14 protein-coding genes are annotated in these 15,227 nt (G+C 40.6%); 6 read left to right on the forward strand and 8 right to left on the reverse strand.

The genetic code is table 11. From position 1 onward, the window contains the following. Positions 1 to 41 precede the first annotated feature (41 nt). Positions 42 to 836 carry a GNAT family N-acetyltransferase gene (locus QE450_RS14795; protein ID WP_307300159.1) on the reverse strand — a complete coding sequence of 265 codons (795 nt, stop codon included), beginning with the start codon at positions 834 to 836 and terminating at the stop codon, positions 42 to 44. Positions 837 to 964: 128 nt separating this feature from the next. Here QE450_RS14795 and QE450_RS14800 point away from each other — a divergent pair, with 128 nt between their 5' ends. The 3 genes from QE450_RS14800 to QE450_RS14810 all read left to right on the forward strand — a co-directional run bounded on the left by QE450_RS14800 (position 965) and on the right by QE450_RS14810 (position 4,564). Beyond that, positions 965 to 2,173, forward strand: coding sequence for a cytochrome P450 (locus QE450_RS14800; RefSeq protein ID WP_307300160.1), 1,209 nt, complete (start codon positions 965 to 967; stop codon positions 2,171 to 2,173). A gap of 198 nt (positions 2,174 to 2,371) precedes the next feature. Then, a complete protein-coding gene (locus tag QE450_RS14805) occupies positions 2,372 to 3,343 on the forward strand; it encodes a nuclear transport factor 2 family protein (RefSeq protein WP_274171967.1) in 972 nt (323 codons plus the stop codon). A gap of 276 nt (positions 3,344 to 3,619) precedes the next feature. Continuing rightward, positions 3,620 to 4,564, forward strand: a complete 945-nt coding sequence (locus QE450_RS14810) for an AEC family transporter (RefSeq protein WP_307300167.1) — start codon at positions 3,620 to 3,622, stop codon at positions 4,562 to 4,564. 94 nt (positions 4,565 to 4,658) lie between these two features. Here QE450_RS14810 and QE450_RS14815 read toward each other — a convergent pair whose 3' ends face one another. Further along, on the reverse strand, positions 4,659 to 5,276 hold the full coding sequence (locus QE450_RS14815) for an NUDIX hydrolase (protein ID WP_273613451.1): 618 nt from the start codon (positions 5,274 to 5,276) through the stop codon (positions 4,659 to 4,661). Between the two features lie 40 nt (positions 5,277 to 5,316). Then, positions 5,317 to 5,916, reverse strand: coding sequence for a histidine phosphatase family protein (locus QE450_RS14820; RefSeq protein WP_273613452.1), 600 nt, complete (start codon positions 5,914 to 5,916; stop codon positions 5,317 to 5,319). A gap of 333 nt (positions 5,917 to 6,249) precedes the next feature. Here QE450_RS14820 and asd point away from each other — a divergent pair, with 333 nt between their 5' ends. Further along, positions 6,250 to 7,086 carry an archaetidylserine decarboxylase gene (asd, locus tag QE450_RS14825; RefSeq protein WP_273613453.1) on the forward strand — a complete coding sequence of 279 codons (837 nt, stop codon included), beginning with the start codon at positions 6,250 to 6,252 and terminating at the stop codon, positions 7,084 to 7,086. Positions 7,087 to 7,564: 478 nt separating this feature from the next. Here the strand turns inward: asd and QE450_RS14830 are convergent, their stop codons facing one another. Together QE450_RS14830 and pdxR are read right to left on the reverse strand one after the other, a co-directional pair. Continuing rightward, positions 7,565 to 8,350 (reverse strand): helix-turn-helix domain-containing protein, encoded by a 786-nt coding sequence (locus tag QE450_RS14830; protein WP_273613454.1) that lies wholly within the window; start codon positions 8,348 to 8,350, stop codon positions 7,565 to 7,567. A gap of 99 nt (positions 8,351 to 8,449) precedes the next feature. Then, complete coding sequence (pdxR, locus tag QE450_RS14835; RefSeq protein ID WP_307300176.1) at positions 8,450 to 10,018, reverse strand: MocR-like pyridoxine biosynthesis transcription factor PdxR; 1,569 nt, start codon at positions 10,016 to 10,018, stop codon at positions 8,450 to 8,452. A 114-nt stretch (positions 10,019 to 10,132) separates the two neighbouring features. Between pdxR and QE450_RS14840 the strand changes: the two genes are divergently transcribed. Together QE450_RS14840 and QE450_RS14845 are read left to right on the forward strand one after the other, a co-directional pair. Continuing rightward, positions 10,133 to 10,750 (forward strand): pyridoxamine 5'-phosphate oxidase family protein, encoded by a 618-nt coding sequence (locus QE450_RS14840; protein WP_307300180.1) that lies wholly within the window; start codon positions 10,133 to 10,135, stop codon positions 10,748 to 10,750. A gap of 193 nt (positions 10,751 to 10,943) precedes the next feature. Next, positions 10,944 to 12,242: an aminotransferase class I/II-fold pyridoxal phosphate-dependent enzyme gene (locus QE450_RS14845; protein WP_307300183.1), complete on the forward strand. Its 1,299-nt coding sequence runs from the start codon at positions 10,944 to 10,946 to the stop codon at positions 12,240 to 12,242. A gap of 140 nt (positions 12,243 to 12,382) precedes the next feature. Here QE450_RS14845 and QE450_RS14850 read toward each other — a convergent pair whose 3' ends face one another. The 3 genes from QE450_RS14850 to QE450_RS14860 all read right to left on the reverse strand — a co-directional run bounded on the left by QE450_RS14850 (position 12,383) and on the right by QE450_RS14860 (position 15,221). Further along, positions 12,383 to 13,087 carry an ABC transporter ATP-binding protein gene (locus QE450_RS14850; RefSeq protein WP_273613458.1) on the reverse strand — a complete coding sequence of 235 codons (705 nt, stop codon included), beginning with the start codon at positions 13,085 to 13,087 and terminating at the stop codon, positions 12,383 to 12,385. Continuing rightward, complete coding sequence (locus QE450_RS14855; protein ID WP_307300188.1) at positions 13,084 to 13,887, reverse strand: ABC transporter ATP-binding protein; 804 nt, start codon at positions 13,885 to 13,887, stop codon at positions 13,084 to 13,086. Before QE450_RS14855 ends, QE450_RS14850 begins: the two co-directional genes overlap by 4 nt. Positions 13,888 to 13,952: 65 nt before the next feature. After that, positions 13,953 to 15,221 (reverse strand): branched-chain amino acid ABC transporter permease, encoded by a 1,269-nt coding sequence (locus QE450_RS14860; protein ID WP_307300190.1) that lies wholly within the window; start codon positions 15,219 to 15,221, stop codon positions 13,953 to 13,955. Positions 15,222 to 15,227: the final 6 nt, after the last annotated feature.

A 15,227-nucleotide genomic window follows, 5' to 3' on the forward strand; every position in this document is an offset into this window, starting at 1 on the left:
AGTAAATACAACAAAGAGCGCCCGATCATAGGCGCTCTTTGTTATTTCTCTAGCAATACACGATACCAATAGCGATATATTTCTTCAAAACCCAGATGACGATAGAGCTGAATAGCCACCTCATTATGTTCACCTACATGTAGATACGTATAACTTGCTCCTTTGTCTTTTGCCCATTTCATCAGATGGTATAACATTGTTCTAGCAAAACCAAGACGTCGATAAGCAGCCCCTGTGATCACATCGTAAATACCCATATAATCACCATCTATAATGCCAATAGCACAAGCTACAGGTGTTCCTGCTTGGTAAAGCGTGATATACGCTTTTGGTAATGATGGGTTTACCTTCATCAATTTGGCAATAGATTGACCTACATTGTCAGGCCATTGTCCAAGTGTGCTCGCTTGTCTAATCCACGTATCACTCCACTGTTCTTCAATACCATATGTTACTTCCGATAACCTTTGTTGTTGAGTACTTTTGTAGTTAGCATACTCTTGATCGATCATATTCAGTGACTTTAACTGTACGCTTGTCTCATCTTGGATCTGATAATTTCGTGCATGTAGAAGTTGATCGAGTAGCGTCGGCTCTACAAAGTCAGTCATTTTAAAAACAACCGGTAATTGCGCCTGATGATACTGTGCTTCACAATAAGCGATCTGCTCTTCCAGCGTCATTTTCGTTTCTACATAATCTAACGGGCTGACAGAATTGGAACGTTTACTATAGCCGTCAGAAAGACGTATATTCCATCCATTGATCAGTTGACTCTGTAGTGCAGGCCATGTCTGTAGCGAACTTTGTTCGATTTTTTCCCATAAAATATTCATATGTAGCCCACCTTTCAACTGTATGTACCAGTCATAAAAAATTACAAAATTTGTATCTTGGCACAAGTACGTTTATAATAAAGAAAGAGTTTTATATGTAAATAAATATATAAAGGTGGAGGAATATCATGAATCAAGCTACCAAGAAGTATGCAAACTACATTCCTATTCGAGAACTGGCAGCGATTGAAAGTCAGCTATCTCCTTTTACCGTTTATGATGAAATGCGCGAACAGACCCCTGTTCGGTATGATGAAAATCGCAAATGTTGGGACGTTTTCCGTTATGAAGATGTTCAATATGTGCTTAAAAACCCAAAATTATTCTCTTCTCAGCGTAATCGTGCCAATGAGAGTATGTTGACAACCGATCCACCCAAACACAAACAATTACGTGATCTAGTGAATCAAGCATTTACTCCACGTGCGATAGAAGCGTTGGCTCCACGTATTCAAGAAATTGCTGATGATCTGCTTTCTTCTCATTTAGCCAAAGGACAGATCCGTATGGTTCATGATCTCGCTACACCGCTTCCGGTTATCGTGATTGCTGAATTAATCGGTGTACCTACATCAGATCGTGATAAATTTAAAGAATGGTCAGATGTACAGGTCAAAGGCGCTAGAGATGATAGCGATGAAGCTTTCCAAGAATTAATGGCGGAAAAAGCTAAAAATCATGAAGAATTATCTAATTACTTCACTGCTATTATGGAGCAACGTCGTGTACAACCGGAAGATGACCTGATCTCATTATTGTTAGCAGCAGAAATTGATGGTCAGAAATTAACAGATAAAGAAATCGTCGGCTTTTGTATTCTGTTGCTAGCAGCAGGTAATGAGACGACCACTAATCTGATAACGAATGGTGTTCGGATTCTGGCGGAACAACCTCAATTGCAAGAGCAATTACGTGAGCATCCAGAAATGATCCAGACTGCTGTCGAAGAAACGTTGCGTTATTATCCACCAATTGTCGCTATTGGACGTGTAGCCAAAGAAACAGTTGAGCTAGGCGGGCAGACGATTCAAGCAGGAGATCAAGTCATCTCATGGGTCGGTTCAGCTAACCGAGATGAACAGAAATTTGCAGATGCAGATACATTTGTTCCTAACCGTAAGCCCAATCAACATATGGGATTTGGATTCGGAATTCACTTCTGTCTCGGCGCTCCTCTTGCTCGCTTAGAAGGTAGAGTCGTATTACAGACATTGTTAAATCATATGGAACATATTCAACTGGTTCCTGATACGACATTGCAACCGATTCAAAGCGCTTTCGTATTTGGAGTAAAAGAATACCCGATTACATTTACACCACGCAATACAAATGAATAGAAGCATTATATACGAAGAGCCACTTCATCGTCTACCTGACATGAAGTGGCTTTTTTTGTTGTCATTACAAGCTTTTTTTGTTGTTACTGCAAGTATGTAACCGTTTCAAAGTAAAACTTGCATACATGTAACTATGTAAGTTACAATCATTCCATCCATACAGGATACAAGATCATTTTATACAAAGGAGTGTTATTCATGATGAAGAAAACAAGTACATTGGCAATCAGTTTTACATTAGCATCTGCGCTTGCAGTTACAGGTGTTCAGGCGAGTCCACTTGCAGGATCAAAAGATAATACATGCACCTCTTCTCCTGTCAAAATATCTTCTACGAGTGCGACACCAACTAGCACAACAACAGCGAAGTCTACAGAAGCGCAACTGGCTAAAAACAAAAAGCTGGTACTCAACATGTACAAAGATATTTTCAATGATCATGAATTGAACAAAGCTAGCTTGTATATCGTCTCAAATTATAAGCAACACAATCCGTTAGCTGCAGATGGTCGTCAAGCTTTTGTGAAATTTTTTGGATCTTATCTGAAACAGAATCCAAATTATAAATCTGAAGTAAAACGAATTATCGCTCAAAATGATCTAGTGGTTGTGCATAATTATGTGACCACAGGTGCGAAAGATCGTGGAAGCTCTGTAGTCGATATTTTCCGTATCAAAAACAACAAAATCGTAGAGCACTGGGATGTTTTCCAACCGGTTCCTGCCAAATCAGCAAATACAAATACGATGTTCCCTGCTAAAGGTACACCTGTCGAAGTCACTCCTCTAAGCCCGAGTGAAGTTCAAGCAAATGCCAAAATGGTGCGAACATTCTACGATGATCTTTTTAACAAACACGATGTATCTGTGATTAACAAATATATTGCTGAAGATTATATTCAACATAATCCTACCGTGCCTACAGGTAGAGAACCTTTGAATCAATTCGCTTCATTTTTACAATCTAACAAAAATAGCAGCAACAAAATTATTCGTGTCATTGCAGAAGGTGATATAGTCGTTCTGCATAGTTGGAGTCGTATGGATAAAAATGATCGTGGTTCTGCGGTAGTCGATATTTTCAGAGTAGCTGATGGTAAAATTGTAGAACACTGGGACACTATACAAGCCGTTCCTGAGAAATCAGCTAACAAAAATACAATGTTTTAAGTTCGGTCTCATCTACAATCTAAATAAATCTTCGCTTAGTTGACGAAGAACGATTGGGAACATACAAAAGCCACTTCATGGACGCTGTAACTAGCAGCATAACGAAGTGGCTTTTGTGTGCTCTGATATATCATATATTTCCAATCAGATCACTCTTTCCAATAAACGAATAATCATTGATAGGTACAGACTATAAACGAATAGGATATAGATATTTGACGAAGAGTATATTCAGACGTAAATTGGTAACATCGCACTGGAAAGGATGAATACCATTTGATTATGAATCTGTTACATACGTTATATCAAGTTTTTTTGCCGATCTCACTACCTGTGATTGGTGGTATTCTGCTCAAGCGATTCCGCAATCTCGATAGTAAGCCAATTGCTACGATGTCTCTGTATGTATTAACACCAGCGATTGTGTTTAATACTTTACTGCATGCTGATATTTCGCTACAAGATATAGGCACTACTATTAGCTTTTCATTATTAAGTCTTGTGTTATTATGGGCGATTGCGATTGGGTTGAGTCGTATTTTACGATTGAATAAAGAAGAACAAGCCGGTCTGACGCTTATCTCTACATTTACGAACTGTGTGAATTATGGGCTACCGTTGGTCTTACTAGCTTTTGGACAATTGGGATTAGATAAAGCTTCGGTCTATGTAATCGGACAAATGATTATTGTAAATACTGTCGGTGTGTTTTTTGCAGCTCGTTCTCAATTTTCGGTAAAACAAGCAGGTATGGCTATTTTTCGACTACCTGCCATCTATGCGACGGTGATCGCTATCCTATTACGAGTAACTGATCTTTCATTGCCAACTGCACTTGATTCTGGATTTGCAATGTTAGCGGCGGCTTATTCACCAGTAGCGCTTGTTGTTCTAGGCACACAGATGATTACGATGGGCACTACAAGCTCTACGACCCCTGCTGAACACACAATATCATCTAGCAACAGAGCATTCTGGGCAGGCATGAGTATTCGTCTCGTAGGCGCTCCGTTGCTGTCATGGGTATTGTTAACATTGTTGCATGTGGAAGGCATATTATTTAGTGTATTGTTGATTCTTACATCGATGCCAACCGCAGTCAATGCTGTTATTCTTGCAGGACAATTCAATGCGGCTCCCCAGCTTGTTTCCCGTTGTATTCTTTGGACAACACTGGCTTCCTTTATAGTGATGCCGGTATTGATCGTCTGGTTACAATAATCATCTCTTACAATCATGATCCGATGATTGTTATCGTAACTAGACATGTTCTAGTTTTCTTTATTTTTACAATGACCAATACAGTTACTTATTATTAATCGCAAAATACCGTTTTATGCGGACTGCTGTTACTATCAAACATTTTCAATATTTGCTCTTGAGTATTACGTTCTACTGATAAAGGCGGTAATTCATGGGCAGCAAAAAAGCCGACTTCGGATGTCTCATCACCTACAGTTGCTTCTCCACCAACTATCCGGCACAAAATAAAAAACTTATATACATGCCAGGGAGATGGTGGATGGTTATGGAAATTTTTATCCGCGACACCAAGCAGACGAACCGCTTCTACATCGAAGCCAGATTCTTCTTTTGTTTCTTTAACTGCAATCTGCTTGGGCGATAATCCTATATCTCCCCATCCACCCGGTAATGCCCATGCACCGTCTTGCTTTTCACGTACCATCAAGATTTTATCGTTTTGAAAAACAACAGCACGAATATCGACTTTGGGCGTTGCATACCCTGTCTCATTGGCAAAAAGCGCTTGCACTTTTTCCACTTCTACATCGGTGTACTGATGCATAATCTCTACACTAAGTTCGCGTAACTGTTGGAAACGTTCAATATCATACATATCTTTAGAGTATTCTAGTCCTGCTTGACTGATCGCTTGAATCTGTTTCGCCCATTCTAGCCACTTTAATTGCATGATTCTAATCTCCTTTGATTACAAACGATCTGTACCCTCTTTATTCCAAAGCTTCTGCTTCAGACGGTAATAAATGTTGAGTACAGTTATATAATTCACAACTCCACACATGATCTTCATTACAGTGTACAACAGTCATCGACATATTTTCCAGTCCATGCCATTTCGGTTCATCTGCCAAAATCTGATTTAACACATGATTAAGTAACACGCCATGACTAACAATCAAAATGCGTTCATTTGGATAAAGACTCACTAATTCTTCCAGACAGCTCACTCCACGTGCCGCTCCAGACTCAGGCGTTTCCAGTCCAAGATCTTGATTTTTCCAGTCTTCTCCCCAGCGTTCGATACGGTCAGCTTGAGTCGTTCCCTCAATCAGACCTCCATCCAATTCACGTAGACGAGGATCAGAACTAATTTGCAAATCTCCACCTTCTGCTATCGCTTGCGCTGTCTGTTGTGCACGAATCAGATCACTTGCATAAATGCGATCCCACGATTCGGTTTGGATTCGTTTGCCTAATTGATACGCTTGCTCCCAACCACCTTCATCTAGTGGAATATCTGAACTCCCCTGTGCTCTGCCTTCTTTATTCCAAATGGTACTACCATGTCTGATTAATCCAAATGTAGTCATTATTATTCCTCCATTCACGTACTTACTTCTGTATGATTTAGCATATCCTTCTGTATATATCAAATGGTACGATTATCAATTGTGATCTCTCTATTTTATCACTGTTAGGTGACAATTCGTAGGCTGATTTTAGATACGATCCTGTCACATTTGATTCAAACCATTGATTTCATGTGTTATATATGGCAATATAACGTAGCGAACCAACGAGCGTTATCGTCCAGTATTTTAGCGAGTAAAAAGCATTTTTTAATAGAATTATGGTCGTGCTTATCTATTCAAGCACGACATTATATTTGTTTTCCCGAATGTAGAAAGGGGTTCAATTTTATTATGGCCAACACAGTGTTTCGCCTGATGACCGAGTTATCTTCACGCAAGTGGGTTTCACGGCTTACAGGAAGCTTCGCTAAATCACGGGCCAGCCGGACATTTATCCCGAAATTTATCCAGGCATATCATATTCCAGCGGAAGAAGCAGAAAAAAACATACAAGATTATAATAGCCTTAATGAATTTTTCACACGTCGACTTCGTCCTGGAATGCGTCCGATTGATGCTGATCCAATGTCGCTTGTGAGTCCGGTCGATGCTGTGATTACAGCAATGGGGCCACTTCAGAACAATGTCATTCCACAAGTAAAAGGTCAAGACTACTTACTGGAAGAACTACTTAATTATTCTCCACGTATGGAGACGTACAAAGATGGATATATGTTTGTGCTCTATTTAAGCCCTACTGATTATCATCGTATTCATTCACCTGTCACAGGTAGACAGACCGAGTCTGAACATATCCCAGGCAAAGTGTATCCTGTCAATGATAAAGGTATGACCTTTATGCGTTCTGTACTCAGTCGCAATGAACGATTAATTACCTACATGTCTCATGATTGTGGCGAAGTGGCTGTCGTCAAAGTAGGTGCGCTCAATGTAAGCAGTATTCAATACGCTGATCCTGAACGTACATCATGGCAAAAAGGTGATGAGCTGGCTTATTTCGAATTTGGTTCTACAGTAGTTCTACTGGTGCAACAAGGAACATTTATAGCCAATGAACAATTACACATTGGTAGTAAAGTTAAAATGGGAGAACGTCTGGGTACACTGGTCGATTTGCAAGCTACTCGCCCTTATCGTCGTGTTGCTCCAGAAACGGTTCAATCTTAATCATATACTTCTATATGGATGTAGAGATAAGAATAGAAAGACAGCCCTATTTGAAAGAATACTTTCAAGCAGGGCTGTCTTTCTATCATCTGATCAACCGGTAAAGGTTGAGATATGCTATATATAGTAGATTGCTGAATACATATTCAACAAGCCTTGTATAAGTTAAAAGAACGACCTAAGTATACATCTTGTGATCAAAACCACGATTCAGTAAGAGTAGTGGACATTTTGAATCGACGCAGCCGATTACGAAAAATGTTTTTACCTGCTGTAGATGAACCGCCTCTGTTACGAATCCGCTGTCTAAAACGCATTTTCTGTAGACCTCCTTCCATTTACATTACGTTAACATGACAAGTATTACCCGTTGACAATTATTGTGAAACAATCGAGAATCACGGGTATCCCTATCTTAAATCAAGCATAATGTAAAATGCAAAGTTTACAGAAATGTATGATTGACCCTATGTCCTATTTATCTAATCTCAGACGGGCTTTTACCTGTATATTGCTTAAATTGACGACTGAAAAAGAAAATATCCCGATATCCCAGCGCATCTGCCACTTCAGTTACATTCATGCCTGTATAGACTAGCAAATGTTCTGCTCGTTCGATCCGCATTTTGATAATATACGATTGCACCGATACACCGATTAACTCTTTGAATTTGATCGAAAAATATCGTGGTGATAATCCGGCACGTGAAGCCAAATCTTCTACCCGATGAGCCAGACTGGGATGTTGACGAATATAGTTCGCAATTTCCTGCACAACTTCGCTTAGCTGATTACTGACTTTGCGTTCCACCGGTTCACGCTGATCTTCACGTAATAAATGAATCATCAACTGCTTCAAAATCAGCTTAGCTTCTTCTTCTGCGGCAAAAGCTTGTTCGAGAAATAATCGTACATACCGTACCAACATATATTCAAAATCAATTCGCTCTTCTAATTTGCGATAACGTACAGGAATCATTTGTGCCGGTTCAGCGATATCAAAATGAATATAAGTGAGCACCAATGGTTTTTGCGGATTGTGTGTCGCTGTTGTCTCATCCCCCGGATAGAACAAAAAACAACTGCCTTGACTGATCGGATAAGGCTCACCGTTTAAAATTAATTCTCCTTCACCGCTCCACACATAGAATAAATCATAATTGGGCATCGGTTTTTCACGTTTGGGCCAACGCCATTCTGGTTCACAAAAGATTTTAGCAAAAGCTGGTTTCAGTATAAATGAAGAAGGTGACAAATTCAGCATCACTCAACCCTCCTTGATTTTATTTTATCTATAGCTCTATTCAATGCTAACAACAGATGAGATAGCTTTTCTTTATATTGACCAAAAAGTCTGTAACCGTCAATCATTGTATTGCATACGATCCCATGATTCTCGCAGACGGCGAACACCTTCAATAATATGAGATTCAGGCAGATACGCGAAAATAAAACAAGCCGACGGTACAGTAGGCACAATCTGATACGTAGCAGCATCACGCCAGACTACACCATGACGATAAGCAGATTGCATCCACTGACTATACATAGCAGGTTGGTGTTTCCAGGTGGCATAAGCATGCAATCCGCAATCGGTCTGTTGCCAGTGAAATAATTCATCCAGATTATACTCTTGAATCGCTTGTTGAAAAACATCATAGCGTGAGCGATATAACCGATTCATACGGCGCAAATGTCGTACATAATCGCCACGAATCATAAATCGTGCTAACGCTCTTTGCTCTAATCTAGCAGGTGGCAATGGATCATAGATACGCTTGGCAGCGGTAAGTGCTTGCGCCAGTACAGTTGGTAAAATTGCATAACCAAGACGCAGACTACTGAACATACTTCTAGAAAAGGAGCCGACATAGATTACACAATTCGTATCATCTAAAGCTTTGAGCGGTTCGATTGGACGACCCGACCAGCGAAATTCACTATCATAATCATCTTCGATGATCCATGCTCCACGAGACTTTGCCCATTGTAAAATATGTTGACGACGAGCCAGTGGTAATATGGATCCAGTCGGAAATTGACGACCCGGTGTGACAACTAACAATTGAGCATTCCAATCTTCTGGAATAATGCCATGCTGATCTAGTGGAGCCGGTTCGATCTTCCCTCCACATGCCGTAATCGCACGCCGTATACCGGAATAACAGGGATTTTCCAAAATGACGGTATCTTGTTCATTGATTAGCAATTGACACAATAAAGCAATCACTTCCATAGAACCGCTACACAATACCACCTGTTCTGGAGTAGCTGTAATTCCTCGTGTTCGCCCTACATGATGACAGATTGCTTCACGCAACCAGAGATCACCTTGAACTGTCGCTTTATTGGTATCGAGTGCTGACTTTTGCACATCTTTACCTGCAGCAGACAGTGCGCTTTTCCACGAAATCTGTGAACTGCCTTCTAATATAATTTCGCCCGATTGAAAAGAAATGATGTCAGGTGGTGCATCTGTAGAGTCCATTTGTTGATGTGAAGACTTCACTAGATGATGTTCATCATAAGTAGAATCTGGTGTATATGTGCGAGTATCTATAATTTCCTGTTCAATCTGAACAATCCGTTGTCCCCATAGCGACAAAGGAGGCAAAGGTGCTGTCGTATTCGATATATGATCTGCTTGGCTCGGAATATCGTTATTTGTATTCGATAAAAGAGATTGTTCGATCACAAAAGTTCCTTTACCTACAGCAGATTGAATATACCCTTCAGCCAGTAGCATGTCATACGCTTCCGATACACTTCCACGTGATAATCCATACATTGTAGCTAGATCACGAGTAGAAGGTAGACGTGTTCCACTGGCTAGCGATCCATTTAGAATACCTTCTCGCAGTGCATGGTATAACGCTACATATTTATGTTGATACTTCTGAATAGCACGCTGATACGCAATCGTAATATCCATTGTATTCTCCTTTATTGGACTACTTGTTTTCATGCAAATTGGCTCTTTTGACTAATCCAATTGTAGCATATGCTGAAATGCATAGATGGTCAATAGACAAAAGGAGAGATACATATGAGACGCAAAGAATTTACGATCGAAGAAGAACAAGAACTGGAAACATTTTTACAAGAAATGAGTTTTGGATTTCTAGGGATGAGTCATGAAGATGGATTTCCGAGGGTGATTCCACTCAACTTTGCTTATGGTAACGGGGTGTTTTATATTCATGGTAGTCGCGCAGGAGAAAAAATGAAATTGCTCAAACAGGATACTCGTGTTACATTTTCGGTTGCCAAAGAGTATGCGCTGATTCCTTCTTACTTTACCGATGCTGAACTGGCTTGCCCGGCCACAGCCTTTTTTAAAAGTGTAACGGTACGTGGTCATGCAGAGTTAATCACCGATCTGGAAGAGAAAGCAAATGCTTTTTCAATATTTATGCACAAGCTCCAACCTGAAGGCGGTTATGATACGATTGATGCGAATGATCCACGTTATATTCCGCAATTAAAAGGAGTCGCTTTGATCAAAATTGTCCCGCAGGAATGGACAGCCAAGTTCAAATTCGGCCAAAATGTCAAAGGCGATCAGCGTCAACATATTATTGATGGTCTCCAAGAACGTGGTCTTGACGATGATCTAACTACAATCGAAATGATGAAAAAATACTGTCCACATCATCAAAGTTAAGGGCTATCGGGCTATATGTTATAAGATTCACACCATAGTCACAACTTACACATCAAATTTCACTTCCTGAACGGTGACACTTCAACGCGAAAAATGATATACTAGGGCAGCAGAAATCAGGCGAACTTCTACTGTTCCATTATCATCAGGTGCGGCTGATTCATTATTTAACAGACCTGGAAGGATGAAAACGATGAACCCACTGGCTGGACAATTGAACGAGAAACTGAAAACAGATAGTCCTCATATTTATGAGATGTTATCGACTCTTGGCAAAGAGATTTATTTCCCAAAAGAAGGTATATTAAGTCAATCGGCAGAAGCATCAAGCCAGGCTAAAAAATATAATGCAACGATCGGAATTGCAACTGAAAATGGTGGACCGATGCATTTGAAGGTGCTACAAGATTCGTTGTCTGCTTTTGCTCCTAAAGATTTGTACCCTTATGCTCCACCTGCGGGCAAACCAGAACTTCGCAGTGTATGGCGTGAGAAAATGATCAAAGACAATCCTTCATTACAAGATAAAAAATTCAGTAACCCTATCGTTACCAATGCGTTGACACATGGTCTAAGCATTGTAGCGGATCTGTTCGCAGACGTAGGCGATGCTGTTATATATCCAGATAAAAACTGGGAAAACTATGAGCTTACTTTTGCGGTTCGTCGCGGAGCGGAGATCATCACTTATCCACTATTTACAGCAGAAATGACATTTAACAGCGATGGATTAAGAGATGCTCTTTTAGCGCAAAAAGAAAAAGGTAAAGCGATCGTTGTTCTCAATTTCCCTAACAACCCGACAGGTTATACTCCAAGTGTAGCGGATGGTAAAAAAATCGTAGCTGCAATCAACGAAGCGGCGGAAGCAGGAATCAATGTAGTCGTAGTTACTGATGATGCTTACTTCGGATTATTTTTCGAAGATTCGTTGCATGAATCATTGTTCGGCTCATTGCTTGACTTGAACCCACGAATTCTACCGATCAAAGTCGATGGTGCAACCAAAGAAGAATATGTATGGGGATTCCGTGTTGGCTTTATCACATATGGCGCACAAGATACAGAATCTATTGTAGCTTTAGAACAAAAAACACTGGGTATTATTCGTGCAACTATTTCCAGCGGGCCACACCCATCACAGACTTTTATTTTAAAAGCGTTACAAGATTCTAATTTCGAAGCGCAAAAAGAAGAAAAGTTCCAAATCATGAAAGGCAGAGCAAACAAAGTTAAAGAATTGCTCGACACTGATAAATATCAAGATGCATGGGAATACTATCCATTCAACTCGGGATACTTTATGTGCCTCAAATTAAAAGACGTATCTGCGGAAGATGTTCGTCTACGCTTACTACGTGAATACGAAGTCGGCACAATCGCTCTTGGCGCACATGATCTTCGCGTTGCGTTCTCTTGTATCGCTGAAGAATATTTGGAAGATCTGTTCAACTTGATCTACCAAGCAGTTCAAGATGTGAAAAAAGGCTAATTTATTTGAATGAACTGTTATAATTAAAAAAGCTTCTGTCCACTATTGAGAGAATTATTCTCTTTATAGCGATACAGAAGCTTTTTAATTTTCCATAAACAACCATCACAATCTAATTCAAAATAACAAAAGTAAACTATCTATGCCAAATAAGCTTCCCGCACCTGATTATTCGTCAGCAGTACTTTGGCATCATCTTGCAAAATAATTTCTCCTGTCTGAATGACATAGCCCCGATGTGCGATCTGCAATGCTTGATACGCATTTTGCTCGACCAGTAAGATGGTCATTCCTGCATCATTCAACTCCTGAATAATTTCAAAAATCTGATCGACCAATACCGGAGCAAGACCCATCGAAGGCTCATCCAACAGCAGAATTTTGGGATTCATCATCAGTCCTCTAGCAATTGCAAGCATTTGCTGTTCTCCACCACTCATCGTGCCACCGGTCTGATGATAACGCTCTTTGAGCCGTGGAAAATATACAAATGATTTCTCTATTCGCTCTTTGATCAGCTTTTTACTTTTAACTGAGAACGCGCCCATTTCCAGATTTTCTTTTACCGTTAAGCGCGGGAAAATACGACGTCCTTCCGGCACATGTGCAATACCACTTTGCGCAATCACATGCGGTTCAAGCGATGTGATCTTTTTGCCATCGAAATGAATTTCACCTTTGGTCTGCACTTGTCCACAGATCGACTTGAGTGTAGTCGATTTGCCTGCACCGTTGGAACCGATCAATGTCACAATCTCACCTGCATTCACTTCCAGATTGATACCTTTTAATGCTTCAATACCGCCGTAAAAAGCTTGTACATTTTTTAGTTCCACCAGACTCATATCTGTATCTCCTCCTCGACTGCACTTTTACCGAGATACGCTTCGATTACTTTAGGATTGGAACGAATATCTTCCGGGCCACCTTCAGCGATCTTTTCTCCATGATCCAGTACAAGAATATGATGAGATAATTCCATCACTAATTTCATATCATGTTCAATCAAAATAATCGAAATATCCAACTCTTGCTGGATACGGCGGATCAGCCCTGTTAATTCAGACGTTTCGCGTGGATTCATCCCTGCGGCAGGTTCATCTAACAGCAATACTTTAGGCTTGGCGGCAAGTGCGCGGGCAATTTCTAATCGCCGCTGTGCGCCATAGGATAGACTGCTTGCTTCTTCGTTATACCATTCTGCTAGACCGACATATTCGAGTAATCGGTACGCTTCACGCTGGGAATCATGTTCTTCATGACGAACACGAGGAAGATTTAACAATGTGCCGACAATGCCTGTTTTGAGATGAATATGCATACCGACCTGCACATTTTCAAGTACGGTCATACTGCCGAACAAGCGAATATTTTGAAAAGTACGGGCGATACCGCGACTGGTGATGCGATCAGGCTTAATATTAATAATCGATTTTCCATCCAGTTCAATATTGCCTTTATCCGGTACATATATCCCTGTAATCATATTAAAAAAAGTCGTTTTGCCCGCTCCATTCGGCCCAATGACTGCTGAGATCTGTCCTTTCGGAAAATCAAAGTTCACTCCATTTACAGCCGTTAATCCGCCAAAACGTTTGATCAGATTGGTCACTTTTAGCACACTATGATCGGGGTAGTCACTCATACTTATGCTCCTTCCTCATTCACTGTTATCCATGCAATAGCTCTAATTATGCTTTGTATTAACCTTTAGTCTGGTTGTACTTCTGACTTGGATACAGGTGGAGACGGATCTTTGACTGCTTCTTGAGGAAGTCTGCGATTTCGAGCAGCAATTAATCCATTGGGACGGAAAATAGCGACTAAAATTAAGATCATACCGAAAATAAAACGTTGCATTTTAGAAGGAGATAACGCATTAGGTACTTCAAAAATTCCTTGCTGAGACAATTGATTAAGCCAGCTTGTGAACTCGGTCAACACCTGCAAATTCAGAATCGTGACCAGACTTGCTCCTAAGATCACCCCCGGTACACTTCCCATTCCACCTAATACAACCATTACCAGAATCGTGATCGACTCGATCAATGTAAAGCTGGTCGGATCGATAAATGTCTGCTTGGCTGCAAACACAACACCCATCATTCCTGAAAAAGAAGCTCCGATTGCAAAAGCCATCAATTTGGTACGAATCAAAGGAATCCCCATCGACTGTGCAGCAATTTCATTTTCACGTACTGCTTTCCACGAACGCCCTAGACGTGAATGTTCTAACCGCCTTACTGCGAAGATAACAATTAATAGTATCCCGATCACGATAAAATAAAATTGATGCGGAAATGTAAATTGAAAGCCAAACAAATTCGGTGGCTGGATCGAAGATAACCCCATCGCACCATTGGTAATATTGATGGGCTTTTCTAAATTGTTAAAAATAATACGAATGATCTCCCCGAAGCCCAGTGTCACAATCGCCAGATAATCCCCTTTGACACGCAGTACAGGCAGACCGAGCAATATCCCGAAGATCCCTGCAATAAAACCTCCGATTAGAATAAAAATCCAGAAGCTTTCACCGGATAACGGAAAGAGTTCTCCTGAAATAAAATTATTCGCTTGCCCTGTCGCAAAAATGCCGTATGTATAGGCGCCTACAGCGAAAAAAGCAATAAACCCCATATCCAACAATCCTGCAAACCCAACGACAATATTCAGCCCGAGCGCCATTGCTACATATATACCGCATTGGGTCGCTACTTCCATATACGATTCGCGTGATGTACCGCCTGAAGTGGCGAATGGAATCACAATTACCAGTAAAAATACGGCAATACTCCATTTCATCCCATTGCTAAATGACGTATAGTACAACAGCAACAGCGAAGCCAGCATCAATAGAAAGGCAGTGACCGAACGGTCGATCAAATATACAGCACCTGCGGTTACAAGTATAAATGCAGCTAACAGTAATCCTTGTGCAAGTTTATTCGCTTGCAACATCGTTTGTAATTTCCCCATCGGTTT

It is taken from the genome of Paenibacillus sp. SORGH_AS_0306 (genome assembly GCF_030819345.1).
Classification (GTDB): Bacteria; Bacillota; Bacilli; order Paenibacillales; family Paenibacillaceae; genus Saccharibacillus; species Saccharibacillus kyungheensis.

Excerpts from the sequence above, each read along its gene's own strand:
- QE450_RS14795 (WP_307300159.1), bottom strand. The coding sequence starts at position 836 with ATGAATATTTTATGGGAAAAAATCGAACAAAGTTCGCTACAGACATGG.
- QE450_RS14800 (WP_307300160.1), top strand. The coding sequence starts at position 965 with ATGAATCAAGCTACCAAGAAGTATGCAAACTACATTCCTATTCGAGAA.
- QE450_RS14805 (WP_274171967.1), top strand. The coding sequence starts at position 2,372 with ATGATGAAGAAAACAAGTACATTGGCAATCAGTTTTACATTAGCATCT.
- QE450_RS14815 (WP_273613451.1), bottom strand. The coding sequence starts at position 5,276 with ATGCAATTAAAGTGGCTAGAATGGGCGAAACAGATTCAAGCGATCAGT.
- QE450_RS14820 (WP_273613452.1), bottom strand. The coding sequence starts at position 5,916 with ATGACTACATTTGGATTAATCAGACATGGTAGTACCATTTGGAATAAA.
- asd (WP_273613453.1), top strand. The coding sequence starts at position 6,250 with ATGGCCAACACAGTGTTTCGCCTGATGACCGAGTTATCTTCACGCAAG.
- QE450_RS14830 (WP_273613454.1), bottom strand. The coding sequence starts at position 8,350 with ATGCTGAATTTGTCACCTTCTTCATTTATACTGAAACCAGCTTTTGCT.
- pdxR (WP_307300176.1), bottom strand. The coding sequence starts at position 10,018 with ATGGATATTACGATTGCGTATCAGCGTGCTATTCAGAAGTATCAACAT.
- QE450_RS14840 (WP_307300180.1), top strand. The coding sequence starts at position 10,133 with ATGAGACGCAAAGAATTTACGATCGAAGAAGAACAAGAACTGGAAACA.
- QE450_RS14845 (WP_307300183.1), top strand. The coding sequence starts at position 10,944 with ATGAACCCACTGGCTGGACAATTGAACGAGAAACTGAAAACAGATAGT.
- QE450_RS14850 (WP_273613458.1), bottom strand. The coding sequence starts at position 13,087 with ATGAGTCTGGTGGAACTAAAAAATGTACAAGCTTTTTACGGCGGTATT.
- QE450_RS14855 (WP_307300188.1), bottom strand. The coding sequence starts at position 13,887 with ATGAGTGACTACCCCGATCATAGTGTGCTAAAAGTGACCAATCTGATC.
- QE450_RS14860 (WP_307300190.1), bottom strand. The coding sequence starts at position 15,221 with ATGGGGAAATTACAAACGATGTTGCAAGCGAATAAACTTGCACAAGGA.